General features: G+C 65.5%; 24 protein-coding genes. 13 read left to right on the plus strand and 11 right to left on the minus strand.

Annotated elements, in window-relative coordinates; genetic code table 11:
• Positions 1–5: 5 nt before the first annotated feature.
• The 3 genes from boxB to AC1MEM_RS17345 all read right to left on the minus strand — a co-directional run bounded on the left by boxB (position 6) and on the right by AC1MEM_RS17345 (position 4,221).
• Entirely contained in the window at positions 6–1,433 is a 1,428-nt protein-coding gene (gene boxB / locus AC1MEM_RS17335) for a benzoyl-CoA 2,3-epoxidase subunit BoxB (protein WP_499472541.1), read from the minus strand.
• Positions 1,434–1,479: 46 nt separating this feature from the next.
• Positions 1,480–3,138: a 2,3-epoxybenzoyl-CoA dihydrolase gene (gene boxC, locus AC1MEM_RS17340; RefSeq protein WP_499472543.1), complete on the minus strand. Its 1,659-nt coding sequence runs from the start codon at positions 3,136–3,138 to the stop codon at positions 1,480–1,482.
• Between the two features lie 174 nt (positions 3,139–3,312).
• Complete coding sequence (locus AC1MEM_RS17345) at positions 3,313–4,221, minus strand: helix-turn-helix transcriptional regulator (RefSeq protein WP_499472545.1); 909 nt, start codon at positions 4,219–4,221, stop codon at positions 3,313–3,315.
• A gap of 204 nt (positions 4,222–4,425) precedes the next feature.
• Here AC1MEM_RS17345 and AC1MEM_RS17350 point away from each other — a divergent pair, with 204 nt between their 5' ends.
• From AC1MEM_RS17350 to AC1MEM_RS17405, 12 genes are all read left to right on the plus strand, one after another.
• Positions 4,426–4,905: a DUF4863 family protein gene (locus tag AC1MEM_RS17350; RefSeq protein ID WP_499472546.1), complete on the plus strand. Its 480-nt coding sequence runs from the start codon at positions 4,426–4,428 to the stop codon at positions 4,903–4,905.
• 5 nt (positions 4,906–4,910) lie between these two features.
• Complete coding sequence (locus tag AC1MEM_RS17355; RefSeq protein ID WP_499472548.1) at positions 4,911–6,479, plus strand: 3,4-dehydroadipyl-CoA semialdehyde dehydrogenase; 1,569 nt, start codon at positions 4,911–4,913, stop codon at positions 6,477–6,479.
• A gap of 82 nt (positions 6,480–6,561) precedes the next feature.
• Complete coding sequence (locus AC1MEM_RS17360; protein WP_499472550.1) at positions 6,562–8,133, plus strand: benzoate-CoA ligase family protein; 1,572 nt, start codon at positions 6,562–6,564, stop codon at positions 8,131–8,133.
• Between the two features lie 7 nt (positions 8,134–8,140).
• A complete protein-coding gene (locus tag AC1MEM_RS17365; RefSeq protein WP_499472552.1) occupies positions 8,141–8,917 on the plus strand; it encodes an alpha/beta fold hydrolase in 777 nt (258 codons plus the stop codon).
• A gap of 28 nt (positions 8,918–8,945) precedes the next feature.
• Complete coding sequence (locus AC1MEM_RS17370) at positions 8,946–10,130, plus strand: ABC transporter substrate-binding protein (RefSeq protein WP_499472554.1); 1,185 nt, start codon at positions 8,946–8,948, stop codon at positions 10,128–10,130.
• A gap of 249 nt (positions 10,131–10,379) precedes the next feature.
• On the plus strand, positions 10,380–11,252 hold the full coding sequence (locus AC1MEM_RS17375) for a branched-chain amino acid ABC transporter permease (protein ID WP_499472556.1): 873 nt from the start codon (positions 10,380–10,382) through the stop codon (positions 11,250–11,252).
• 1 nt (position 11,253) lies between these two features.
• On the plus strand, positions 11,254–12,291 hold the full coding sequence (locus AC1MEM_RS17380; protein ID WP_499472558.1) for a branched-chain amino acid ABC transporter permease: 1,038 nt from the start codon (positions 11,254–11,256) through the stop codon (positions 12,289–12,291).
• Positions 12,288–13,043, plus strand: coding sequence for an ABC transporter ATP-binding protein (locus AC1MEM_RS17385; protein ID WP_499472559.1), 756 nt, complete (start codon positions 12,288–12,290; stop codon positions 13,041–13,043). Before AC1MEM_RS17380 ends, AC1MEM_RS17385 begins: the two co-directional genes overlap by 4 nt.
• A gap of 23 nt (positions 13,044–13,066) precedes the next feature.
• Positions 13,067–13,780 carry an ABC transporter ATP-binding protein gene (locus tag AC1MEM_RS17390; RefSeq protein ID WP_499472561.1) on the plus strand — a complete coding sequence of 238 codons (714 nt, stop codon included), beginning with the start codon at positions 13,067–13,069 and terminating at the stop codon, positions 13,778–13,780.
• A 132-nt stretch (positions 13,781–13,912) separates the two neighbouring features.
• Positions 13,913–14,479: a cytochrome b gene (locus tag AC1MEM_RS17395; RefSeq protein ID WP_499472563.1), complete on the plus strand. Its 567-nt coding sequence runs from the start codon at positions 13,913–13,915 to the stop codon at positions 14,477–14,479.
• Positions 14,476–15,042, plus strand: a complete 567-nt coding sequence (locus tag AC1MEM_RS17400; RefSeq protein WP_499472565.1) for a YceI family protein — start codon at positions 14,476–14,478, stop codon at positions 15,040–15,042. Before AC1MEM_RS17395 ends, AC1MEM_RS17400 begins: the two co-directional genes overlap by 4 nt.
• 27 nt (positions 15,043–15,069) lie before the next feature.
• Complete coding sequence (locus AC1MEM_RS17405) at positions 15,070–15,645, plus strand: YceI family protein (RefSeq protein ID WP_499472567.1); 576 nt, start codon at positions 15,070–15,072, stop codon at positions 15,643–15,645.
• A gap of 53 nt (positions 15,646–15,698) precedes the next feature.
• Here AC1MEM_RS17405 and maiA read toward each other — a convergent pair whose 3' ends face one another.
• From maiA to AC1MEM_RS17445, 8 genes are all read right to left on the minus strand, one after another.
• Positions 15,699–16,337 (minus strand): maleylacetoacetate isomerase, encoded by a 639-nt coding sequence (maiA, locus tag AC1MEM_RS17410; RefSeq protein ID WP_499472569.1) that lies wholly within the window; start codon positions 16,335–16,337, stop codon positions 15,699–15,701.
• A gap of 44 nt (positions 16,338–16,381) precedes the next feature.
• The gene (locus AC1MEM_RS17415; protein WP_499472571.1) at positions 16,382–17,734 is read right to left on the minus strand and encodes an MFS transporter; all 1,353 of its coding nucleotides are present in this window, start codon (positions 17,732–17,734) and stop codon (positions 16,382–16,384) included.
• Between the two features lie 277 nt (positions 17,735–18,011).
• Positions 18,012–18,326, minus strand: coding sequence for a non-heme iron oxygenase ferredoxin subunit (locus AC1MEM_RS17420; RefSeq protein WP_499472573.1), 315 nt, complete (start codon positions 18,324–18,326; stop codon positions 18,012–18,014).
• Between the two features lie 21 nt (positions 18,327–18,347).
• Positions 18,348–18,830 carry an aromatic-ring-hydroxylating dioxygenase subunit beta gene (locus AC1MEM_RS17425; RefSeq protein ID WP_499472575.1) on the minus strand — a complete coding sequence of 161 codons (483 nt, stop codon included), beginning with the start codon at positions 18,828–18,830 and terminating at the stop codon, positions 18,348–18,350.
• Positions 18,831–20,096, minus strand: coding sequence for an aromatic ring-hydroxylating dioxygenase subunit alpha (locus AC1MEM_RS17430; protein WP_499472577.1), 1,266 nt, complete (start codon positions 20,094–20,096; stop codon positions 18,831–18,833).
• Between the two features lie 22 nt (positions 20,097–20,118).
• The gene (locus AC1MEM_RS17435) at positions 20,119–20,817 is read right to left on the minus strand and encodes a fumarylacetoacetate hydrolase family protein (protein WP_499472579.1); all 699 of its coding nucleotides are present in this window, start codon (positions 20,815–20,817) and stop codon (positions 20,119–20,121) included.
• 25 nt (positions 20,818–20,842) lie between these two features.
• On the minus strand, positions 20,843–21,901 hold the full coding sequence (gene gtdA / locus AC1MEM_RS17440; RefSeq protein ID WP_499477679.1) for a gentisate 1,2-dioxygenase: 1,059 nt from the start codon (positions 21,899–21,901) through the stop codon (positions 20,843–20,845).
• Positions 21,902–21,926: 25 nt separating this feature from the next.
• Positions 21,927–22,913: a 2Fe-2S iron-sulfur cluster-binding protein gene (locus AC1MEM_RS17445; protein ID WP_499472580.1), complete on the minus strand. Its 987-nt coding sequence runs from the start codon at positions 22,911–22,913 to the stop codon at positions 21,927–21,929.
• Positions 22,914–23,039: 126 nt separating this feature from the next.
• Here AC1MEM_RS17445 and AC1MEM_RS17450 point away from each other — a divergent pair, with 126 nt between their 5' ends.
• Positions 23,040–23,948 carry a LysR family transcriptional regulator gene (locus tag AC1MEM_RS17450; protein ID WP_499477680.1) on the plus strand — a complete coding sequence of 303 codons (909 nt, stop codon included), beginning with the start codon at positions 23,040–23,042 and terminating at the stop codon, positions 23,946–23,948.
• Positions 23,949–24,084: the final 136 nt, after the last annotated feature.

Here is a 24,084-nt window from a genome sequence, read left to right on the forward strand (position 1 = left end):
CTGGTTCAGTTGAAACGCACGTACTCGAAGTCGATCGGCTGCTTGTTGATGCCGACCGGCGGCGGCGCGATCCAGTTGGCCATCTTGCCCGGCTCGATCACGCGGCCCATCAGCGAGGCGACGTAGGCGCGGTCTTCCTCGCTCGGCAGCCAGTTGCGTTCGTTTGCCGCCCATTCGGCTTCCGACAGCACGCGGCCATCCGGCGCGACGCGGTGGCCGGAGAAGCCGCCGATGTGGCGGTTGAAGGCCTTGTTCGGTGCGGTGAGCCTGAATGGCAGTCCCGCCTTTTCGATGATGCGATTCCAGCGGCCGATGCCGGCGATCGAATCGCGGATGTAATCGTCGCGCAGCACTTCGTTGAGCGAATTGAGCATCGGGACTTCACGCTCCTGCAGCTTGCCGCCGGCCACCTCGAGGATGCGGTAGTGCTGGTTCTTCAGCAGGTGGTCGTCGTCGCGCTTGGTCTCTTCGTAGCGGCCCTTCAGGCCGGAACTGTAGAAGGTCGCGGCATTCGAGGACTGGTCGGCGCCGAACAGGTCCACGGTGACGCTGAAGTGGAAGTTCAGGTAGCGCTGCACGGTCTGCAGGTCGATCACGCCCAGGGCGCGCACTTGCGCCGGATCTTCCACGCCGTGCTGGCGCATCACGTCGACGGTACGCTGGATGACGCGCGAGATGCCCGATTCGCCCACGAACATGTGGTGCGCCTCTTCGGTCAGCATGAAGCGGCAGGTGCGCGACAATGGATCGAAGCCCGATTCGGCCAGCGCATTGAGCTGGAACTTGCCGTCGCGGTCAGTGAAATAGGTGAACATGTAGAAGGCCAGCCAGTCCGGGGTCTCCTCGTTGAAGGCTTCCAGGATGCGCGGGTTGTCCTGGTCGCCGGAGTTACGCTGCAGGAGCGCTTCGGCTTCCTCGCGGCCGTCGCGGCCGAAGTACTTGTGCAGCAGGTACACCATGGCCCACAGGTGGCGGCCCTCTTCCACGTTAATCTGGAACAGGTTGCGCATGTCGTATTGCGAAGGCGCGGTCAGGCCCAGGTGGCGCTGCTGCTCGACCGAGGCCGGCTCGGTGTCGCCTTGCGTCACGATGATGCGGCGCAGGTTGGCGCGGTGCTCGCCGGGCACGTCCTGCCAGGCGGCGCGGCCCTTCTCTTCGCCGAAGTTGATCTTGCGGTCGTTCTCGGCCTGGGCCAGGAAGATGCCCCAGCGGTAGTCCGGCATCTTGACGTGGCCAAAATGGGCCCAGCCATCCGGCGTGGTGCTGACCGCGGTGCGCAGGTAGACGTCCATCTGGTTCGAGCCGTTCGGGCCCATGTCGTTCCACCACTGCAGGTAGTTCGGCTGCCAGTGTTCCAGGGCGCGCTGCAGGGTCTTGTCTTCCGAGAGGTTGACGTTGTTCGGGATCTTGTCGGTGTAGTTAATCGAGCTCACGTTGGTTTCCTTGATGTGGTTTGCCGGGACCGGATAGCCGAGCGGGTCAGACGCGATTGAAATCGAACTGGGCCTTGTTGCCCGAGCCGTAGACCTTCAGTGCGCCCAGTTCGCCGACGGCGTTGGGGCGGATGAAGATCCAGTTCTGCCACGCCGAGAGGCGCCCGAAGACACGGGTCTCCATCGTCTCGCGGCCGTTGAAGCGCAGGTTCGCTTCCATGCCGGTCAAGGCGTCCGGCGACATGCTGGCGCGCTCCTCGAGCGCGAGGCGGGTTTCGTCCGGCCAGTCGATGTCGTCGGTGTCGAAGGTGATGAGGCCCAGGGTTGCGGCTTCGGCTGCATCGACCAGGCGGCCTTGCGTGGCGCGCACCGCGGCGACCGGACCTTCTTCCTCATAGAAGCGGCGTTCGATGCGCGATTGCGCGGTGACCATCGGCAGGCGGCCGAAATTCATTTCGCTGACGCCGATCCGGGGGGCGCGCTCCGGGTCGTCCGGCAGTGCCAGCATGTAGATGCGGTCGGCCGCCAGCGCCACTTCCAGCAGCGAACCGGCAAAGCACGAACCCTCTTCGATGAAGGCGAACAGCGAGCGCGAGGAGACGTCGAGGCGGGCGAAGGTGCGGCGCATCAGGCCGACCGTTTCGCGCACCAGCCAGTGCTCGCCGTGTTCGACCAGGGTGGCGTCGGCGGCCAGCACGGCTTGCGGGTCGCCGCTGCTCTTGAGTATCCAGGTGCCGACGTCGAGTTCATTGGTGCGCAGGTGCAGGATCGCGTCGTCGAGTTCGCGCGCCATCTGCAGCGGCCACCAGTTGATGCCGGCCGCTTCGATGCCGGCGACGTCAAGCGGCTGGGCCGCCTTCGGTGCGCGCACCGTCAGCACGACGTTGCGGGCGGTGCGGTCGAATTTCAGGCTCACGTATTCGTAGTCGATCGCGTCGTCGGTGTGCGTACGCTCGAGTGGAGTCAGCTTGACGCCCGTGGCCTGGGCCGGGCGTTTGCTGGAGGCTGCAAGCGCCAGTGCATGCCGGCGCACGGTGTCCGCAAACTGGGCCGGCTTGGCCACTTCGTCGACCAGGCGCCAGTCCTTGGCCTTCTGGCCGCGCACGCCTTCTGAGGTGGTGCAGAAGATGTCGGCCAGGTCGTGGCGCACCTTGCGCTTGTCGGTCAGGCGGGTCAGGCCGCCCGTGCCCGGCAACACGCCCAGCAGCGGCACTTCCGGCAGGCTCACCGAGGACGAGCGGTCGTCCACCAGGACGATCTCGTCGCAGGCTGCCGCCAGTTCGTAGCCACCGCCGGCGCAGGCGCCGTTGACGGCAGCGACGAACTTCAGGCCGTCGTGGCGGCTCGAGTCTTCCAGGCCGTTACGCGTCTCGTTGGTGAATTTGCAGAAGTTGACCTTCCACGGGTGGCTCGATTTACCCAGCATGAAGATGTTGGCGCCAGAGCAGAAGATGCGGTCCTTTCCGCTCGTGACGACCACCGTGCGCACCGTCGGGTGTTCGAAGCGGATGCGCTGCACCGCATCGTGCAGCTCGATGTCGACGCCGAGGTCGTAGGAATTGAGCTTGAGCTTGTAGCCTTCCTTCAAGCCGCCATCCTCGTTGATGTTCATGGTCAGGGTGGCGATTTCGCCGTCGACCGACAAGCTCCAGTGCTTGTACTGCTCCGGCGAGGTGGCGTAAGCGATTTGAGGTGCGGTGCTCATGAGAGTGGTCCCTTGGTGAAATATGGTGCATCACTGAATCCGTAGATGAACTATATTGCAGCTTTGTTGACGTGTCAAGAAGATTAGTGCATGCGTAGGGTGGGCACAAGTGCCCACCCACGCAAAAAAAAACGCCGGCTGGGTGCCGGCGCCTGGGAGGGATGCAACTGAAGCTCAGTGGGCGAGCGTCACGCTGTCGCGCAGCTGCTCGAGGAGGGCGACATAGGCCGTCTCCTGGGTCATATCGCTCGTATCGAAAGACAGGTCGGCTTTTGAATAGAAGGCGGCGCGGCTCTCGAGGATGCTTTTCAGGTCTTCCATGGCTTCACGGTTGCCCATCATCGGCCGGGTGTCGCCCTGCGCCAGGACGCGGGCCATGTGGTCCCTGGGTGCGGCCCGGACCCAGACCGTGTAGCAATGCGAGAGCAACAGGTTATAGGTAGCCGGATCGGAAACAATCCCGCCCGGCGTGGCGATCACGGCGCGCGGATAGCGCTGGATGATGTCCTCGAGCGCGCGGCGCTCGTAGCGGCGGTAGGCATTCGGGCCGTACAGCGCGTGGATCTCGGCGATGCCGCAGCCGGCCAGGGTCTCGACTTCCCTTCCCAGCTCGACGAAAGGCACCATCCAGTGGTCGGCCAGCATACGGCCCAGGCTCGACTTCCCTGCCCCGCGCAAGCCGATCAGGGCGACCCGCTGGCGGCGCGCCGTTTCGCTGGTGGGCGCGTCGAAGATGCCCGCCAGCGTGGCGCGCGCCTTGGCAAGCTCCTCGTCGGAACGGCCGCGCAGGATCTCGCGGATCATCAGCCACTCGGGCGAGGTCGCCGTCTCGTCACCGATCATTTCGGCCAGGGTGCAGTTCAGCACGGTGGTGATCTGGCGCAGGAACTGGATCGACGCATTGCCCACGCCCGACTCGACGTTCGCCAGGTGGCGCTCGGAGACGTCGGCCAGCTTCGCAAGCGCCTTGCGGGTCAGGCCGCGGCGCGAGCGCAAGGCGCGCAGGCGCTCGCCGAGTGCGATCAAAAAGGGATCTTTTTCTTCATCGGATACGGGATCCGTGCTGAGCTGGGCTGCTGTCATTCTCGATTTCCGTGGTGAGGCGCTGCCCATGAAGGACACGTCGCCAATTATCGCAAAACGCAGTGCATGTGACGAGACCGCGCATGAAATATAACTCAAACAAGGCTTGACGTATGCAACATAGTACACCTACACTCCCATCGAACGCACTATATCTCCACTTCACCCAACATGCATTTTGTTGCACTAGCTCAGGGGTTTTCAATGGACGTTTCCGCTTTCCAGCAACTCATCTCCCGGGTCACCGAAGAGATCGCCGGCATCCCGCTCGGCTCTTCGCTCGAATCCCACCTGAATGCCCAACATGGCGCCGGCAGCGAACTGTACGAACAGATTGCCGAGGCCTGCAAAGCCGGGGTCCGCGATGGATGGCTGTGCAACCGCGAAGGCGGCGGCATCCGATTCGGCCGCGTCCTGAAGGCGACGGACGCCACCCACGGCTTCAGCGTCGACGTCGTCGACATGGCTGATATCGCCGGTCCCCATCACGTGCACCCGAACGGCGAGATCGACCTGATCATGCCGCTCAGCGCCGATGCCTGCTTCGACGGCCATCCGGCCGGCTGGTGCGTGTATGAGGCCGGCAGCGCGCATGCGCCGACCGTCACGCGCGGGCGTGCGCTGGTGCTGTACCTGCTGCCGCAAGGCGCGATCCAGTTTTCGCCCGTCGCTGCCGCTGCGTGACACCCATGACCACTTACCTGCATAACTACCTGGGCGGCGTGCGCCAGGTGGGCGCCTCTCCGGAAAACGTCCTGCGCGACCCGGTCACGGGCGAAGAGCTCGCCGTGACCGGCGGTGCGGCCGAAGGACTGGGGCAGGGCTTCGCCTTTGCCCGCAGCACCGGACGCGACGCGCTGCAAGCCATGAGCTATGGCCAGCGCGCCGCGATGCTCGGCGACGTCGGCAAGGTGCTGCAGGCGAACCGCGACGACTATTATGCGATTGCCCAGGCCAACTCGGGTACGACCCAGGCCGATTCGGCGGTCGATATCGAAGGCGCCGCCTTTACGCTCAACTATTACGCGAAGCTCGGCGCGGGCTTGGGTGAAACTCGGCTGCTGCTCGACGGCCCGGCGGCGAACCTTGCCAGGGACGGCTCCTTCCAGTCGCAGCACATCCTGGCGCCCGTGCGCGGCCTCGCCCTCTTCATCAACGCCTTCAATTTCCCTGCCTGGGGTTTGTGGGAGAAAGCGGCGCCGGCCCTGCTGTCGGGCGTGCCGGTCGTGATCAAGCCCGCCACCGTAACGGCATGGCTGACCCAGCGCATGGTGGCCGACGTGATCGAAGCGGGCGTGCTGCCGCCAGGCGCGCTGTCGATTGTCTGCGGGTCGTCGAACGGCCTGCTCGACGCGCTCGAACCCTTCGACGTACTATCGTTCACCGGTTCGGCCGATACCGCGGCCAAGATCCGCTCGCATGCGGGCGTGGTGCGTCATTCGGTGCGCCTGAATATCGAAGCGGACAGCCTGAACTCCTCGATCCTGGCGGAAGACGCCCTGCCCGGCTCGCCCGCTTTCGAGCTCTACGTCAAGGAACTGGTGCGCGAGATGACGACCAAGAGCGGCCAGCGCTGCACGGCGATCCGGCGCGCGCTGGTGCCGGCACGCCAGTTCGATGCGGTGGCCGAAGCGGTGGCCGCCAGGCTGGCCCAGGTCAGCGTCGGCAACCCGCGCAATCCCGAGGTGCGCATGGGTTCCCTCGTCAGCAGGGAGCAGTTCGACAGCGTCCAGCAGGGCATCGCGGCGCTCGCCGCCGAAGCACGGGTGCTGCATGACGGCCGCAGGCAACAGCTGGTCGATGCCGACCCGGCGCTGGCCGCCTGCCTCGCGCCGACCTTGCTCGGCATGCGCGACGGCGACGCCGCACGCCTGGTGCACGAACACGAGGTCTTCGGCCCGGTATCGACCCTGCTCGGTTATCGCGACGCGGCGCATGCGATTGCGCTCAGCCACCGCGGCCAGGGTTCGCTGGTGACCTCGGTGTTTGGCGCGGACGAAGCCTGGCTCGCACAGGCAGCCCCGCTGCTGGCGGGCTCGCACGGCCGCGTGCACCTGGTGACGCCCGAGGTGGGCAAGACGCAAACCGGCCACGGCAACGTGATGCCGGCCTCGATCCACGGCGGCCCGGGCCGGGCCGGCGGCGGCGAAGAGCTGGGCGGCCTGCGCGGCCTCGCGTTTTATCATCGCCGCAGCGCGGTGCAGGCTCCGGCATCGACCCTGGCGCAGATGACGGGGAGCGCGGCCCAGCTCGCGTAGGGATGGATCCGGCATCCGCCGGCATGCAGTTTTCCATATAAAACACGGGACGCGTCCATGCGCGATCCCGCTGAAGGAGACCATGATGAACCACGACAGCAGCACCGTGCCGCAGCAGTTCAACTTTGCGCAGCACATCCTGGGCCTGAACGCCGGCCGCGCCGACAAAATCGCCTACATCGACGATCGCGAGACGCTGACCTACGGAGAACTCGACCGCCGCGTGCGCAGCTTCGCGGCCGCCCTGCTGGCGCGCGGCATGCAGCCCGAGCAGCGCCTGCTGCTGGTCATGCAGGACACGGTCGACCTGCCCGTGGCGCTGCTGGGCGCGCTGTTCGCCGGCGTGGTGCCGGTGCCGGTGAATACCCTGCTGCCTGCTGCCGATTACGCCTACATGCTCGACCACAGCCGGGCGCGCGCAGTCATTGCCAGTCCTGCCCTGCTGCCCTGCGTGCGCGAAGCCCTTGCCCTCGCCCGCAACAAGCCCGAACTCATCGTCGCGGGGATCGTGGACGCGGACGTGGCCGATCCTGCGCTACCCGCCATGCGCGCCATGCTCGCCACCCCGCCGCTGGCGCCCGACGCCCATGCCGACACCTGCGGCGACGATTTCGCCTTCTGGCTGTATTCCTCCGGTTCGACCGGCCGCCCGAAAGGCGCGGTTCACTCGCACGCCAACCTGTTCTGGACGGCCGAGCTGTACGCGAAACCGGTCCTCGGCATCCGCAGCGAGGACATCGTCTTCTCGGCCGCCAAGCTGTTCTTCGCCTATGGCCTCGGCAACGGCCTGACCTTCCCGCTGAGCGTCGGCGCGACCGTGCTGCTGATGGCCGAACGGCCCACGCCGGCGGCCGTGTTCACGCGCCTCGCACGGCACCGCGCGACGGTGTTTGCCGGCGTACCGACCCTGTATGTGGCGATGCTGGCCTCGCCGGAACTGCCGCCGCGCGAGCAGGTCTCCTTGCGCGTGTGCGCATCGGCCGGCGAAGCGCTGCCGCGCGAAGTCGGCGAGTCGTTCAAGGACCACTTCGGCTGCGACATCCTCGACGGACTGGGTTCCACCGAAATGCTGCACATCTTCGTGTCGAACCGCGAAGGCGACGTCCATTACGGCAGTTCCGGCCTGCCGGTACCCGGTTACGACATCGAACTGCGCGACGAAGACGGCCATCCGGTGGCGCCGGGCGACATCGGCGACCTGTACGTCCGCGGCCCGAGTTCCGCGCTGCTGTACTGGGCCAACCGCGACAAGAGCCGCAGCACCTTCCAGGGAGAGTGGCTGAAAAGCGGCGACAAGTACAGCAAGGACGACAAGGGCTACCTCACCTACGCCGGCCGCAGCGACGACATGCTGAAGGTCAGCGGCCAGTACGTATCGCCGATCGAAGTCGAGGCCGCGCTCACGGCGCATCCGGCGGTGCTCGAATGCGCCGTCGTCGGCAAGATCGATGGCGACGGCCTGACCAAGACTGCGGCCTATGTGGTGCTGGGCCAGGGCCGGGAGGCGGGCGATTCGCTGGCCGACGAACTCAAAGCCTTCGTCAAGGGCCGCCTTGCGCCGCACAAGTATCCGCGCGAGCTCGTCTTCGTGGCCGACCTGCCGAAGACGGCGACCGGCAAGATCCAGCGTTACCGCCTGCGCGATGCTGCCTGAGGCCGGCATGTCCGCCTTCGCCAGCATCGACGCCGGCGGCGTGCCGCTGCGGCTCGAATACCAGTGGGTCGGCGTGCCGGACGCGCGGCACCCGACCGTGGTGTTCCTGCACGAGGGACTCGGTTCGATCGCGCTGTGGAAGGATTTCCCGGAGCGCCTGTGCCGGGCCGCCGGCCTGCGCGGGCTGGTCTTTTCCCGGAACGGCTACGGCCGCTCGACGCCGCGCCCGCGCGAGGAACGCTGGCCGGTCGACTTCATGCAGCGCCAAGCCTGGCAGGTGCTGCCGGCGCTGCTGAAGGAACTCGGCATCGAACGGCCCTGGCTGTTCGGCCACAGCGACGGCGGCTCGATCGCGCTGCTGCATGCGGCGCGCTTCCCGGTGACCGGCCTGGTCGTCGCCGCGCCCCACATCATCGTCGAAGACATCTCGACGGCGTCGATCGCCGAGGCGCGCTCGGCCTACCTGCAGGGCGGCCTGCGCGAGCGCCTGGCGCGCTACCACGACGATATCGATTCGGCCTTCTGGGGCTGGAACGATATCTGGCTCGATCCCGCCTTCCGTGCCTGGGACATCCGCGAGTACCTGCCCGCGATTACCGCCCCGCTGCTGGCAATCCAGGGCGAGGATGACGAATATGGCACACTTGAGCAGATTTACGGCATTGCGAGACTCGCGCCACAGACGCGCCTGCTCGTATTGCCGGATTGCGGTCACTCGCCTCACCGTGACCAACCCGGGAGGCTCATCGACGAGGCTACCCGGTTCATGATCGGCACCGTCTGATCCACCCATCACATCAGGAGACAACGACATGCACCTTCCAGCCACATTGCGCACGACCGCCGCCGCGGTTGCCCTGCTTTTTGCCGGCAGCGCCGGTTTCGCGAGCGCCCAGGGCAACGCGCCGATCAAGGTCGGCTTCATGCTGCCCGCGACCGGCACCTACGCCAACCTCGGCACGATGATCGAAAACGGTTTCAAGCTGCACGTAGCGGAACAGGGCGGCAAGCTGGGAGGACGCGAAGTCCAGTATTTCAAGGTCGACGACGAGTCCGACCCGGCCAAGGCCAGCGACAACGTGAATAAACTGATCAAGCGCGACAAGGTCGACGTGCTGGTCGGTACGGTGCATTCGGGCGTCGCCTCGACCATGGCCAAGGCGGCCAAGGAAAGCAATACCATCCTGATCGTTCCGAACGCGGGTGCCGACATGATCACCGGCCCGATGTGCGGCCCGAACATCTTCCGCACCTCCTTTTCCAACTGGCAGCCGGCTTTCGCGATGGGCAAGGTCATGGCCGAAAAAGGCCACAAGAAGGTCATGACCGTCACCTGGAATTATGCGGCGGGCCAGGAGTCCGTCAAGGGCTTCGCGGAGGCCTTCGAGAAGGGCGGCGGCAAGGTGACCGGCAACCTGACCCTGCCTTTCCCGAACGTCGAATTCCAGGCGCTGCTGACGCAGATCGCTTCCGAAAAACCGGACGCGGTGTACGTCTTCTTCGCAGGCGGCGGCGCCGTCAAATTCGTCAAGGACTATGTGGCGGCGGGCCTGAACAAGACCATCCCGCTGTACGGCGCCGGCTTCCTGACCGACGGCACCCTGGAGGCGCAAGGCGCGGCGGCGCAAGGGCTGTTCACCACCCTGCACTACGCCGATAAACTCAATACCCCGCGCGACAACGCCTTCCGCCAGGCCTTCATGGCCGCCTACAAGAGCGATGGCGACGTGTATGCGGTGCAGGGCTACGACGCGGCCCAGCTGCTGGGCACCGGATTGAAAAGCGTCGGCGGCGACTTCACCGGCAAGCGCGACGCCATGCTGAAAGCCATGCACACGGCGACCATCGACAGCCCGCGCGGCAAGTTCACGTTATCAGCCGCGAACAATCCGATCCAGGACATCTACCTGCGCCAGGTGGCCGGCACGGACAACGTCGTGAAGGGTGTCGCGATCAAGGGCCTGGCCGATCCGGCGCGCGGTTGCCGTCCGTTCTAAGTACTTGACCGGAAATAAATGTGAATTTTGGCAAACAGAACCGGATGCGGTGCAAGGCGGCGAGTGCGCCGCAGTGCGAGCACTGCAAGCAGGAGCCAACGCAGCAACGCGCCGGTTCTGGCAGCCAAAAACACATTTATTTCTGGGCGAGTACTTAAGCTTGCCCGCTTCCCGCCGCCGCGCTGTCGTTGCACCCCTCGGCAGCGGCGCCGCTTCACCCTGTTTGCACGTTCGTGCAAGAAGAACACGATGGACATTTCGACTTTCCTGGTCCAGTGCCTCAATTCGATCCAGTACGGCTTGCTGCTGTTCCTGGTCGCCAGCGGCCTGACCCTCATCTTCGGCATCATGGGCGTGATCAACCTCGCGCACGGCAGCTTCTACATGATCGGCGCCTACATGGCCTACCTGCTCGCGCCGCTGTTCGGGGACAACTTCATCTCGATGCTGCTGGCCGGGATGGTGCTCTCGGCGCTCTTCGGCTTCGTCCTCGAGTGGGTCTTTTTCAGTTACCTGTACCAGCGCGATCACCTGCAGCAGGTGCTGATGACCTATGCCCTGATCCTGGTCTTCGAAGAGCTGCGCAGCATCCTGGTCGGCAACGAGGTGCATGGCGTGCCGGCGCCCGCCTGGCTGTCGGGCGGCGTGTCGCTTGGCGGCGTGATGACCTATCCCACCTATAACCTGTTCGCCTCCGGCGCCTGCCTGGTGGTCGCCTTCGTCCTGTACTGGGTCGTCAACCGCACGCGGCTCGGCATGATGATCCGGGCCGGCGCCAGCAACCGCGACATGACGCGCGGCCTGGGCATCGACATCCGCCTGCTGTACCGCGCCGTGTTCGCGGGCGGCGTCGCCCTCGCGGCATTGGCGGGCATGATCGCGGCGCCCGCCGCCTCCGTCTACCCGGGCATGGGCGGCGGCGTATTGATCATGTGCCTCGTGGTGGTCGTCATCGGCGGCATCGGTTCGATTTCCGGCGCCCTGATCGCCGCCCTGCTGGTCGGCTTCGTCGATACCTTCGGCAAGGTGTTCTTCGCCCAGCTCTCGGGTATCGGCGTGTATGTGCTGATGGCGGTCATCCTGATCTGGCGTCCGCAAGGCTTGAGAAACAAAGGATTTTGAGATGCAGACTTCCACCCTTCCCATGACCGGCGCCGCGGTGCGCGCCGCGCCCCGATCGCGCGGCTGGCTGGTACCGGCGGCCGTCGCCGTCGTCCTCGCCTTCGCGCCTCTGGTGCTGGAGACCTATTACCAGGAGCTGGTGGTGAAGATCATGATCTACGCGATCTTCGCACTGAGCCTCGAACTGCTGGCCGGCAGCACCGGCCTGGTCAGCCTCGGCCACGCGGCCTTCTTCGGTATCGGCGCCTACGCCACCGCACTGGCGGCACCCCAGTACGACGCTGGCTCGCCGCTATTGCTCCTGGCCCTGTCGATGCTGGCGGCGGCCGTCTACGCGCTGCTGGTCGGCGCCCTGAGCCTGCGCACCCGCGAAGTCTATTTCATCATGGTGACGCTGGCCTTCGCCCAGATGGCCTACTTCGTCTTCCACGATACCCCGATCGGCGGCGGCAGCGACGGCATGTATTTGATGATGCGCCCGGTGCTGAAGGCTGGTGGCATGGTGCTGGTCGACTTCGAACAGCCACGCCACCTGTATTTCGTCGCGCTCGGCCTGCTGGTGCTGTGCTACGCCTTCCTGGCGCTGGTGCTGCGTTCGCGCTTCGGCCATGCGCTCACCGGCATCCGCATCAACGAGCAGCGCATGCGCGCAGCCGGCTTCCAGACCTACCGGTATAAACTGGCCGCCTTCGTGCTGGCCGGCGCGCTGGCCGGCATGGCGGGTTTTCTCTATGTGTCGAAGAACGGCGTCGTCAACCCGGAACTGCTGTCCTGGCACGAATCGGGCGCGGTGCTGATGATGATCATTCTCGGCGGCCTCGGATCGCTGCGCGGTGCGGTGATCGGCGCGGCGGCCTTCGTGCTGCTCAAGGAATTCTATTCGTCGGAAGCCCTGCTGGGCGCGGCCATCGCCGGGCGCTGGCAGCTGACGCTCGGCCTGACCATGATCGCCTTTGTCGCGCTGCTGCCGAAAGGCCTGATCGGCATCGGCCGCCGCGGCATCGGCCGCCGCTTTACCCTCAACCGGAAGCAGCCATGAATGCCACTCCCCTGATGCAGGCAACGGGCCTGACACGCCGCTTCGGCGGCCTGGTCGCGGTCGACGGCGTGTCGATCGACCTGCACCGCGGCCAGGTGCACGCGGTGATCGGCACGAATGGCGCCGGCAAATCGACGCTCATCAATTTGCTGTCGGGCGAGATCCCGCTCTCGTCCGGCGAAATACGGCTGGGCAGACAGGACATCACCGGCCTGTCGCAGCCGCGCCGCGCCCGCTCGGGTGTCGGCCGCAGCTACCAGCGCACGACGATTTTCCCGACCTTGTCCGTGCTGGAAAACTGCCGGCTCGCCGCGCAGGCCGCGAACCAGAAGCCGTGGACGCTATGGCAGGCAGCCCGATCCTGCCGCGCCAGCGTCGACGCGGCGCGCGCGGCACTGGAGGCAGCCGGATTGGCGGACGCGCTCGACGCGACCGCCGGCAGCATGAGCCACGGTAAAAAGCGCCAGCTCGAGATCGCGATGTGCCTGGCCACCGCGCCGCAGGTGCTGCTGCTCGACGAGCCGCTGGCCGGCATGGGCGCAGAGGAAAGCGAACGCATGCTGTCGATGCTCGAACGCCTGCGCCAGGACCACGCGATTTTGCTGGTCGAGCACGACATGGACGCCGTGTTCCGCGTGGCCGACCGCATCACGGTGATGGTCAACGGCGCCGTGATCGCCAGCGGCGCACCTGGCGCCGTGCGCGCCAGCCCCGAGGTGCAGCGCGCCTACCTGGGCGAAGCGCACGCCTGACTCATTCAACCACGAGGTCCGCCTTGCTCCACGCCTTACTCCAGATCAGTTCACTCAATACCTATTACGGCGACAGCCACATCCTGCAAGGCGTGGACCTGGCGATCGCGCCGGGCACCGCAGTCGGCCTCCTCGGGCGCAACGGCATGGGCAAGACCACGCTCATCCGCTCGCTGATGGGCTATGTACCGGCAGCCTCGGGCAAGGTCAGCTGGCAGGGCCGCGACGTGACCGGCAGCGCGCCCGAGCGCATGGCGCGCCTGGGCATCGGCTACGTGCCCGAGGGGCGCGGCATCTTCCCGAATCTGTCGGTGCGCGAAAACCTGGTGATGAGCGCGCGCCGTGGGCCGTCCGGCCGCAATGACTGGACCTATGAGCGCGTGCTGGACACCTTCCCGCGCCTGGCCGAGCGCCTCGGCAACGGCGGCCACCAGCTCTCCGGCGGCGAGCAGCAGATGCTGTCGATCGGGCGCGCCCTGATGACCAATCCCGACCTCATGATCCTTGACGAAGCGACCGAGGGCCTCGCGCCGCTGATCGTGGCCGAGATCTGGCGCGTGATCGCGCAAATCGGGAAGACCGGCATCGGCACGCTGATCGTCGACCGGAATTATCACGCGGTGCTGTCGCATACCGATTCTGCAGTGGTGCTGGAGAAGGGGCAAGTGGTGGCGGGCGGGAGCTCGGCTGGATTGCTGGCCGAGCCGGAGACGCTGGCGCGCTACCTGGGCGTTTGAGTACGACCGCGCGCTCGGCGCGCATGCATTACACCATTAAATGGAACAGTGTTATCCGAATAAACGGCTTACTCCCGCTTTCCGGAACAGTTAAAGTCCTGTCTTCAGATCAACTTGACAGGCAACACGTCCATGACTGCAGCAGTTCCCCCGCAGCGCTACACCCCGGCGGCCATCGGCCTGCACTGGCTGGCCGCCTTCCTGATCGTCGGCACCTTCACGCTCGGCCTGGTGATGACGGATATCCCCGGCCTGACCCCGGCCAAGCTGAAGTATTTTTCCTGGCATAAGTGGGCCGGCGTGACGGTGCTGGTGCTGAGCGCGCTGCGCCTGTTGTGGCGCCTGCGCACGCCGGCGCCATCGTATCCCGCGACCATGCCCGCATGGCAGCACCATGCGGCCCACGGCACCCATGCATTGTTATACCTGCTGATGTTCGGCGTGCCGCTCTCGGGCTATTTCTATACGCTCGCCGCCGGCGTGCCGGTCGTGTACTTCGGCCTGTTCCAGCTGCCGCTCCTGATCGAGCCGAACCTGGCCCTGAAGCCGGTCCTGAAAGCCGTCCACTACTGGCTCAACATGGGCATGGCGGCCATGGTCTTGATGCACATCGCCGCCGCGCTCAAGCACCTGCTCGTCGACCGCGACGGCATCACGCAGCGCATGCTGCCGTTTTCAACACCGAAGGAACACCAATGAAACCACTGCGCAACCTGGCACTCGCATCGCTGCTCGCATCACTCCTCGTTCCGCTGGCCGGGCAGGCCTCGCCCCTCAAGATCGACGCCGCCCGCAGCAGCGTCGGCGCCGTCTTCAAGCAGATGAACGTCCCGGTCGAGGCGAAGTTCAAGCAGTTCACGGCCGTGATCGACTATGACGCGAAGCATCCCGAGAGCGCCAGGGCGCAAGTGACGATCGCCACTGCCAGCCTCGATATCGGCGACCCGGAATACAACCGCGAGGTCGGGAAGAAGGAGTGGTTCAACACGGCGCAGTTCCCCCATGCGAGTTTCGTCTCCACCACCATCAAGCCGGCCGCCGGCGGCACGCTGGCCGTCACCGGCAAGCTGACGATCAAGGGCAAGACGGCCGATGTCGCCTTCCCGCTGACGGTCAGGACCGCCGGCACCAGGCAGCTCTTCGATGGACAGATCCCGATCCGGCGCCTGACGTTCGGCATCGGCGAAGGCGAATGGAGCGACACCAGCATGCTCGCCAATGAAGTGATCATCAAATTCCGCGTCGCAGCGGGCACCCAGTAATTTTATCAACCAAAGAAAGCAAGCCTCATGAACATCAAGCACATCATCGCCGCATTCGTCGCCACCACTGCCGCCGCGGGCGCATTCGCCGCCGACACCTATACCATCGAGTCGAACCACACCTACCCGAGCTTCGAAGCCGACCACATGGGCGGCCTGTCGGTCTGGCGCGGCAAGTTCACCAACACCAGCGGCAGCATCACGCTCGACCGCGCCGCCAAAACCGGCAGCGTGGACATCACGATCGATGCGAAAACCCTGGACTTCGGCCACGCCAAGATGAACGAGCATGCGAAGAGCGCCGACATGTTCGACGTCGCCAAATTCCCGACCGCGGTGTACAAGTCGAGCTCGATCACCTTCAAGGGCAACCAGCCTGTTGAAGTCAACGGCGAACTGACCCTGCACGGCGTGACGAAGCCGGTCAAGCTGACCATCAACCAGTTCAAGTGCATCCAGCACCCGATGTTCAAGCGCGAAGCCTGCGGCGCCGATGCCTCCGCCACCTTCAACCGCAGCGATTTCGGTATCGACTACGGCGTGCAGATGGGCTTCAACCCAACCGTGAAGCTGGCGATCCAGGTCGAAGCGCTGAAGCAGTAACACACCGCGCCGCCGGGCGCATGCGCGCAGCTGCTCCCGGCAGCGGCATCGCTTCAGGCGACATAGTCCGGCTGCCTGACTGGTGCCGCGTCGATGAAGGCCTGCAGCGTCATGCAATGATCGTGCACGGCGCGGACGCGTTCGAAACGCGCGAGGTCGCAGCCCATGCGCATCGCGTTTGCGACCTGGGGCACCAGGCAGCAGTCCGCGAGCGTCGGCGTATCGCCGATGCAGAAGGCGCTGCGCGGGCTTGCCGCCAGCAGGCTTTCCACGGCCGACAAGCCCTCCTCGACCCAGTGCCGGTACCAGGCCGACTTGTCGGCCTCGCTCAGCTCCAGCTGGCCGGTCAGGTACTTCAACACGCGGATATTGTTGATCGGGTGGATCTCGCAGGCGATGGTCTGCGCGATCTCCAGCACGCGCGCACGTTCGAGGGGATCGGTCGGGATCAGCCGCGGCGCGGGCTGGCGCCCGTCGAGATAGTCGATGATGGCGATCGACTGGGTCAGTTTGAGCTCGCCGTCGACCAGGGTCGGCACGATGGCGGCCGGGCTCAGGGCGCGGTACTCCGGGTCGCCCTGCTCGCCGGCGCGCAGGTTCACGGCAACGTATTCGTAAGGCAGGCCCTTGAGCGCCAGCGCGATGCGCACCCGGAACGAGGTCGAACTGTTGAAGAAGCTGTAGAGTTTCATGGGATTTTTCACAATGGGTTTCCGACAATGGGTTTTCCAGATAGTCAGGCCGCCACGGTGCGCGCCTGTCGCTGGGAATACCTGCCGTACATGGTGTAGACGGCGATCGAGGCCAGCAATGCCGGGATGGCGAGCAGCAGGATGATGGTCGAGAAGCCCAGGCCCGCGCCGAGCAGGGCGCCGCCCATCATCGAGCCGAGGATGGCGCCGCAGCGGCCGATCCCCAGCGCCCAGCTCACGCCGGTGGCGCGGTTGCTGGTCGGGTAGAAGGACGCGGCCAGCGCATTGGCGCCGATCTGCGAGCCGCTGATGCAGAAGCCCACGCCGAAGACGGCGACATTCAGGACCACGAGATCGGTGTACTGGTAGCCGATCAGGGCGATGAACACGATACTCGCCAGGTAGGCAAGGCCCAGCACCTTGTAGGGGTTGGCCCTGTCCATCGCCCAGCCGAGGACAACCGCGCCGACGGTGCCGCCGACCTGGTACATGGCCGCAACCATCGCCGCTTTCGCAATCGGGAAGCCGGCGTCCTTGAACAGGGTCGGCAGCCAGTTCGTCAGCAGGTAGACGATCAGGAGGCTCATGAAGAACGTGGCCCACAGCGCCAGGGTGCCGAAGCCGAGCTCCTTCGCGAACAGCTGCGCGACCGGCGAACGCCCGACGGCGGCCGGCGCTTCGGGAATGTAGAAGGAAGCGCCGTCCAGCTTTGCCTGGGGCGTGATGCGGCGGACGATCGCCCTGATCTTTTCGCTGCCGGGCCGGCGCAGCACCAGGAAGCGGACCGACTCCGGCAGCAGCAACAGCAGCACGAGGGCGAAGGCCATCGGCACATAACCACCGAACAGCAGCACGCTGCGCCAGCCGTAGGCCGGGATCATGTGCGCGGCGAGCACCCCGCCCAGGCCCGAGCCCAGCGTAAAGCCGCAGAACATGATCGTCACCACCACCGATTTCGTGCGCGCCGGGGCGTACTCCGACGTCAAGGTAATCGCGTTGGGCATCGCGCCGCCCAGGCCCAGGCCGGTCAGGAAGCGGAAGAAGGCCAGCATCGCCAGCGAATCGGTATACGCCGAGGCCAGGCTCCAGATGCCGAAGAACAGCACGGACAGCACCAGCACCATCTTGCGGCCGATGCGGTCGGCCAGCGGCCCGGCGACGAAGGAGCCGGCGGCCAGGCCCACCAGGCCGGCGGACAGCAAGGGGCCCAGCTGCTGCGGCGAGAGTGCCCATTCGGCCTTCAGCGAAGGCGCGATGAAGCCGATGATGGCCGTGTCGAAACCATCGAGGGCGATGACGACAAAGCAAAGGAAGGCGACCAGGAACTGGAAGCCGGTGAAACGGCCGGAATCGATCAACTGCTGCACGTCGATGCGTGCGCTGCCGGTAGTGGACATGCGTGTCTCCTGATGGTGTGTTGGCGTGGCAGTCTTGGGCTGCCTGGCGCGTGATTAAAGTTACGAGGCCCGAGGGCTGATGCCTGTCAGTGAAGGCCCGTTCGGCCGCAAACCGTAGGGTGGACGGCTGTGCTGTCCACCCTACGAGCGTGTGAAAAAAACGTCAGGGCAAGGTGCAGCGTCGAAGACAGTACGTGGGTATGGCGAGACGATGCAACGCAGCCATGGCGATTTTTTCACACGCTCTACGGACGCGGGACCGTTTGCGGATGCGAGATCAGCCCAGGTCCACGAATACCCTCCCGCCTTCGATCTTCACCGGATAAGTGCGCACTCCCTCGGTGACCGGCTCGCACATCGGGCGGCCGTCGCGGATGTCGAATTTCCCCTGGTGCAGCGGGCATTCGATCTCGAAGCCTTCCAGGAAGCCGTCGCACAGGCGCGCGTGGCCGTGGGTGCAGATGTTGTCGGTCGCGTAGACCTGGCCCTCGACGCCGTAGAGGGCGATCTCCTTGCCCGCGCCCTGCACGCCCATCACATCGTCTGCAGGCACGTCGTCCGCTGCGCTGACGTCAAGCCAGTTGTTTGCCATGTTTGCCTCGCTTCGTTATTGTCAAATCGGGTAGATCAGGGAGTTCGGGATCACCTCGGTGTCGTAGACGCACAACCGCGACGCGAATTTCAGGCCCTGCGGCGTGATGCGCACGCGGTCCAGGTAGCGGCCGACGTTGAAGACCGTCGTTTCCTGGCTCAACTTCGTGCGGAACACCGCATAGTTGGTCTCCGCCTCGATGAACTCGCCGTCGCGCCGCAGGATGCGCGGCAGGCCGACCACGTGCCGCTGGTAGTAGGGGTCGTGGAACAGGGTTTCCTTGATGCCGTAGACGCGGTCCTTCAGCATGCCTTTGCTCAGCAGCGCCAGCGTCGCCAGCGGGAAGCCGCGCTCATGGTTCTCGCGCGGCTGGACCTTGTAGGCGCAGTCGTCGAGGAAGAATTCGACCCAGCGCTCCCAGTCGGCCGCGTCCACGGCCGCCGCGTAGTCGGCGTTGAGCTGGGCCAGTTGCAGGTAGACCTGCGTATCGTCGCTTGCGTGCATTCAGTCCTCCATCGCCTTGCGCCAGTAGTCGTACATCCCGCGGATCAGGGTCTCGGTCACCATGTGGTCGGTGTTCTCCGCGCCGTAGCCGCCAAGTTCCGCCACTGCGCGATGAAAGGGTTTTTGCTCGAAGCCCTGCTGCGACAGTTCGATCACTTCGCCGTCGTCGGCCGACACGAAGCCGGCGGGCCCGAACAGGTTGGCCTGGATCAGGCGGCGCTCCGTCATTTCCGGCGTGTCGTCCTCGAAACCGAAATGGGTCCAGACGAAATCGAAGGAACCCTTGCCGTCCGGCTGGATGTGGCGGGTCGAGACGCTGTTGACCTGCTGCTGGAAGATCACGCTCGGGAAGATCGTCATCATCACGGCCGTCGGACCGCCCCACCATTCCTCGGGCACGATGTCGAGCAGGCGCTTGTCCTGGATCTCCATGCTTTCCTTGAAGCTGGTGACGCCGGCCGTGACCTCGGACTTCGCGCCGCCGCTGCCGCGGGTGGAGATCATCGCCGCATGCCGGAAGTGCGCGTCCATGACCAGCTGCGACCTGTTATCGGCGCGCCAGAGGCCGTAGGTGATGAACCAGGTGTGCAGCAGGCCCGGGTGGTAAGGGTCCTTGATATTTTCCTGCATCAGCTTCCAGTTGCCCGGGATGCGCTGGCGGTTATAGCCGAGGATCTTCAGCTGGCGGCCGTTGAACAGGCGGTCGAAATAGCCGAGGATGTCGGGTCCGAGAAAGTCTTCCAGCGCTTCGACGCCATGGTCGAAGGAGGCGAAGACTACGCCGCCGCGCGTCGCCACCTTCAGTTTGGTGAGCCCATGCCCGGTGGTGTCGAACTCCTTCGGCATGCCGCCCTGCACCTTGCCGTCCTGCTTCACGCCCCGGCGGAAGGGCACGCCCTGCAGGTCGCCATTCAGTTTGTAGTTCCACTGGTGGTAGGGGCAAACGAATTCCTTCTTGTTGCCGTGGCGCTCGCGGCAGAACTGCATGCCGCGGTGTGCGCACACGTTTTCGACGACATTGATGGCGCCGTCGGCCGCACGTACCATGATCACCGAGCGCTCGCCGATCACCGTGCGCTTGAAGTCGCCCGGATCCGGCACCTCGGCTTCCAGGCCGACATAGCACCAGTGGCCATGGTAGAACAGGCGCTCGAGTTCGCGCTTGTAGACTTGGTCGTCGGTATAGACCGAAAACGGGATCCGGCTGCTGGCTTCTTTCGACTCCCACTCCGGGCGAATCGGGAATACGACTGGAATGTCTCCCATGCCTGTCTCCTCCTCGTTGTTTTTAGCCCGCGACCCGCACGCGGATCTCGCCCAGGCCGGCAACCGAGCCGACCATCAGGTCGCCGCGCTGCACGGCGTTCACGCCTTCCGGGGTGCCGGTCATGATGATGTCGCCCGGCTCGAGGGTTTCGTACTCGGACAGGCAGGCGATCGATTCCGCCACCGACCAGATCAGCTTGGCGACGTCCGACTTCTGGCGTGCCTCCCCGTTCACGGCCAGCGCGATCTCGCCTTCCAGCACGTGGCCGACGTCCGCGACGCGTGCGATCGGTCCGATCGGCGCCGACTGCGCGAACGACTTGCCGAACTCCCAGGGACGGCCCTTGTCGCGCGCCTCCAACTGGATGTCGCGCCGCGTCATGTCGAGGCCGACGGCGTAGCCGTACACGTAGTCCAGCGCCTGCTCCACCGGGATGTTGGCGCCGCCCTTGCCGATCGCGACCACCAGTTCGATCTCGTGGTGGAAGTTGGCGGTCTTCGGCGGATATGGAATCGTCACCTCGCCCTCGCCTGCCACGACGACGGCGTTGGCCGGCTTCATGAAGAAGAATGGCGGATCGCGGTCCGGGTCCTTGCCCATCTCGCGTGCGTGGGCGGCGTAGTTGCGGCCGACGCAGAAGATGCGGTTGACGGGAAACTGTTGCGCGCTGCCGGTTACCGGCAGGCCGTACACCGGGGCCGGCGCTACTGCGTATTCCATGATGATCTCCAGGTTATATAAACAATTACTGCATTTTTTCTTCGCGCCACAGGCCGAGCGCCTGCTGCATCGGGCGGTCCGAGAAGCTGAACAAGATCGTTCGCGCCGTCGCCCGCAGCGTCAAGGTGTGCCAGGACGGGACCACGAACACGTCGTTCGGACCGAAGGTGTAGCGCTCGTCGCCGATGTCGGCACTGCCCTCGCCTTCCAGGCAGACGTACACGGTCGCGTCGGTGCTGCGGTAGGGGCGCGTCTCGAAACCCGCCGGCAGGAGCTGGGCGAAGGCGCCGATGGTCGGCATCGGCGAGGCGCCGGTGGCCGGGTTCACATAGCGCAGCTTGTGGCCCAGGTGGGCATCCGGCGCGGTGCGGGCGATGCCCTCCAGTGCCTCCTTCGTCTGCGCGAAGGGATAGACGAAGACTTTCGTCGGATCGGCGGCCGCCTGCTTCAGGTCGAGGGGCACCATGTTGTGGCCATAGCGCGCCAGCGAATCGCCCTCCGGGCGCTCGGCCTGTTGGGAAGCCGCGCTGCCATGTTCGGCAAAGCCGCAGTCGAAGAAGCGCACCGTCGGGATATCCAGGCCGTCGAGCCAGACCACCGGCTCGCTGCCGAGGTTGCCGTGGTCGTGCCAGGTCCAGGATGGGGTGATGATGAAGTCGCCGCGCCGCATCGTGGTGCGCTCGCCGTCGACCGCCGTATAGGCGCCCTCGCCGTCGAGCACCAGGCGCAGCGCCGACTGCGTGTGGCGGTGCGCCGGCGCCACTTCGCCCGGCATGATCAGTTGCAGGCCGGCGTACAGCGACTGCGTGATCGAGGAGTTGCCGCGCATGGCCGGGTTTTCCAGCACCAGCACGCGCCGCTCGGCCTCGCTCGCCGTGATAAGGCGCCCCGCTTCCATCACGTGCCCGCGCACCTCGGCATAGCGCCACAGGGCCGGCGCGACCGGCGACTTCGGCGATTTCGGCACCAGTGCGCCCAGCACTTCCCACAAGGGCGTCATGTGGTGGCCGCTGATGCGGCGGTAGTACGCCGCGCGCTCCTGCTTCACGCCGTCCTGGGCGGCCAGTGCGGCATCCGTTTGCATTTCCATTTGCGGTCTCCTTGGGTTTTTATGCTGTCCTGGCGTAGAAGGCGTCGGCGTAGACGTGTTCGGGCGCGATGCCGCGCTTCACCGCCATCAGGCTTGCCGCGTCCACCATCGGCGGTGCGCCGCACACGTAGGCGCGCCAGCCGGCCAGCGAGCTCCAGTCCTGGGCGACGGCGTCGGTCACGAGGCCGCTGCGCATGCTGCTGTCGCCCGCACTCTCGGAGAGGACGACGTGCACCTGCAGGTTCGGGTAGGCCGCCGCCAGCCGGGCGAGCGTATCGATGCCGTAGACGTCGCGCGGTCCGCGCACGCCGAAATAGAGATGGATGTCGTTGCGCATGCCGCTTTCCAGCGCCCCGCGCACGATCGCCAGCACCGGCGCCAGGCCCGTCCCGCCGGCGATGCACAGCATCGGCCCCGCGTGTTTCCGGCGCAGGTAGGAGGTGCCGAGCGGGCCGCTGACGCGCACCGTGTCGCCGGCTTTCAACTGCCGGTCGATATGGCCGCTGACCAGGCCATCCTTGACGACCCGGACGTGGAATTCCAGCTCCTCGTCGCCCGGCAGGCCCGCCATCGAATAGGGCCGGATCAGGTCGGGCGTGAATTGCAGGGTCGCGTACTGGCCCGGAGAAAATTCGAGCGGTTTCGCGGGGCGCAGGCGCAGGCGGCGTACGTCGTGGGTGAGCCGGTCGATGGCGCTCACCGTGGCCTTCAGGATGCGCGCAGGGTGGGTGATGATCTCGTCGGGTTCCGGCACTTCGATGGTGCAGGCGCCAGACAGGATGGTGGTGCAGGCCAGCACATACCGGCCATCTTCGGCGCCGGCAGCGGGCGGGTGTCCATCGACATTGCCCACCTTGCCGTCGACGAGCTTGCAGCGGCAGGTGCCGCAGCGCCCGGCTGTGCAGCTGTACGAAATGGGAACGCCGTGCTCGCGCAGGGTGGCGAGAAGGTTCGCGCCCGGAACGACCGGAATCACCCGGCCGAGCGGTTGGATGTGCAGCTCCATGCCTGTCTCCAAATCTTATAAATCGTTTTATGGAGTCGATTATAGGAAGAGTAGTAAAATAAAAATATAAAATCCCGTGAATCGGCAATATAGATTTGGTGAATGTAAGGCGAACTGGAAAAGATGCTGAACCTCAGAGACCTCGACCTCAATTTGCTGGTCGTCTTCCAGGAGTTGTACAAGGAGCGGCGCGTGTCCGTGGTGGCCGATCACCTGGGACTGACCCAGCCGGCGGTCAGCAATGCATTGAGCCGCCTGCGCAAGATGCTGGGCGACCAGCTGTTCCTGCGCACCGCGCGCGGCATGGAGCCGACGCCCTATGCCAGCCAGCTCGCCGAGCCGATCGCCCAGGCCCTGACGACGATCCGCGACACGCTCGAGCGCGAGCTCGAGTTCGATCCGGCCGCCAGCACGCGCAAGTTCACGATCGCGATGACCGACCTTGGCGAAATCCATTTCCTGCCGCGCCTGATGCGGCGCCTGGGCGAAGTCGCGCCCGGGGTCACGATCAGCACGGTGCGCAATACGGCCGTCAACCTGGCGGACGAACTGGAGGCGGGCCGGGTCGATCTCGCCTTCGGCCTGCTGCCGCAACTGAAAGCGGGCTTCTTCCAGCGGCTGTTGTTCCGCCAGCGTTACGTGTGCATCTTCCGGGAGGGGCATGCGCTGGACAAGGAGACGATGTCGCTGCAGGACTTCGAAGCCGCGCAGCACATCGACGTGGTGGCGGGCGGCACCGGCCATGCCATCATCGACGACACGATCGCAAAGCGCGGCGTGAAGCGCAACGTGCGCCTCAGCGTCCCCCACTTCGTCGCCCTCGGCCACATCCTCTCCACGACGGAGCTGGTCGCGACCGCGCCCGAGCGCTACGTGCGCGAGGGCATGGCGCCATTCAAGCTGAAATATCTCCCGCATCCGGTGCCGTTTCCCGAATTCGACGTGAACCTGTTCTGGCACGCGAAGTTCCACAAGGAGCCGGGCAACCAGTGGCTGAGGAACCTGATTGCCGAGCTGGCCGTGGACCGGGTTTGAAGGGGGCGCGTGTGCATCGACGGCGCTTCATGAAAGGGGCATAATCGGCGACATGCGATCGCACCACGCCAGGAGCCGGCATGGACGAGTATCTCAGGAATGGATTCGGGGATGGGTTCGACGTCGAGCAGCTGGT

This window comes from Telluria sp. AIW5, assembly GCF_056680575.1.

What these genes read in the sequence shown, in the direction of transcription:
- AC1MEM_RS17370 (WP_499472554.1), top strand. Translation starts at nt 8,946, where the DNA reads ATGCACCTTCCAGCCACATTGCGCACGACCGCCGCCGCGGTTGCCCTG.
- maiA (WP_499472569.1), bottom strand. Translation starts at nt 16,337, where the DNA reads ATGAAACTCTACAGCTTCTTCAACAGTTCGACCTCGTTCCGGGTGCGC.
- AC1MEM_RS17385 (WP_499472559.1), top strand. Translation starts at nt 12,288, where the DNA reads ATGAATGCCACTCCCCTGATGCAGGCAACGGGCCTGACACGCCGCTTC.
- AC1MEM_RS17425 (WP_499472575.1), bottom strand. Translation starts at nt 18,830, where the DNA reads ATGCACGCAAGCGACGATACGCAGGTCTACCTGCAACTGGCCCAGCTC.
- AC1MEM_RS17405 (WP_499472567.1), top strand. Translation starts at nt 15,070, where the DNA reads ATGAACATCAAGCACATCATCGCCGCATTCGTCGCCACCACTGCCGCC.
- AC1MEM_RS17445 (WP_499472580.1), bottom strand. Translation starts at nt 22,913, where the DNA reads ATGGAGCTGCACATCCAACCGCTCGGCCGGGTGATTCCGGTCGTTCCG.
- AC1MEM_RS17375 (WP_499472556.1), top strand. Translation starts at nt 10,380, where the DNA reads ATGGACATTTCGACTTTCCTGGTCCAGTGCCTCAATTCGATCCAGTAC.
- AC1MEM_RS17360 (WP_499472550.1), top strand. Translation starts at nt 6,562, where the DNA reads ATGATGAACCACGACAGCAGCACCGTGCCGCAGCAGTTCAACTTTGCG.
- AC1MEM_RS17350 (WP_499472546.1), top strand. Translation starts at nt 4,426, where the DNA reads ATGGACGTTTCCGCTTTCCAGCAACTCATCTCCCGGGTCACCGAAGAG.
- boxC (WP_499472543.1), bottom strand. Translation starts at nt 3,138, where the DNA reads ATGAGCACCGCACCTCAAATCGCTTACGCCACCTCGCCGGAGCAGTAC.
- AC1MEM_RS17380 (WP_499472558.1), top strand. Translation starts at nt 11,254, where the DNA reads ATGCAGACTTCCACCCTTCCCATGACCGGCGCCGCGGTGCGCGCCGCG.
- AC1MEM_RS17415 (WP_499472571.1), bottom strand. Translation starts at nt 17,734, where the DNA reads ATGTCCACTACCGGCAGCGCACGCATCGACGTGCAGCAGTTGATCGAT.
- gtdA (WP_499477679.1), bottom strand. Translation starts at nt 21,901, where the DNA reads ATGCAAACGGATGCCGCACTGGCCGCCCAGGACGGCGTGAAGCAGGAG.
- AC1MEM_RS17345 (WP_499472545.1), bottom strand. Translation starts at nt 4,221, where the DNA reads ATGACAGCAGCCCAGCTCAGCACGGATCCCGTATCCGATGAAGAAAAA.
- AC1MEM_RS17400 (WP_499472565.1), top strand. Translation starts at nt 14,476, where the DNA reads ATGAAACCACTGCGCAACCTGGCACTCGCATCGCTGCTCGCATCACTC.
- AC1MEM_RS17365 (WP_499472552.1), top strand. Translation starts at nt 8,141, where the DNA reads ATGTCCGCCTTCGCCAGCATCGACGCCGGCGGCGTGCCGCTGCGGCTC.
- AC1MEM_RS17420 (WP_499472573.1), bottom strand. Translation starts at nt 18,326, where the DNA reads ATGGCAAACAACTGGCTTGACGTCAGCGCAGCGGACGACGTGCCTGCA.
- AC1MEM_RS17355 (WP_499472548.1), top strand. Translation starts at nt 4,911, where the DNA reads ATGACCACTTACCTGCATAACTACCTGGGCGGCGTGCGCCAGGTGGGC.
- AC1MEM_RS17435 (WP_499472579.1), bottom strand. Translation starts at nt 20,817, where the DNA reads ATGGAATACGCAGTAGCGCCGGCCCCGGTGTACGGCCTGCCGGTAACC.
- AC1MEM_RS17430 (WP_499472577.1), bottom strand. Translation starts at nt 20,096, where the DNA reads ATGGGAGACATTCCAGTCGTATTCCCGATTCGCCCGGAGTGGGAGTCG.
- AC1MEM_RS17395 (WP_499472563.1), top strand. Translation starts at nt 13,913, where the DNA reads ATGACTGCAGCAGTTCCCCCGCAGCGCTACACCCCGGCGGCCATCGGC.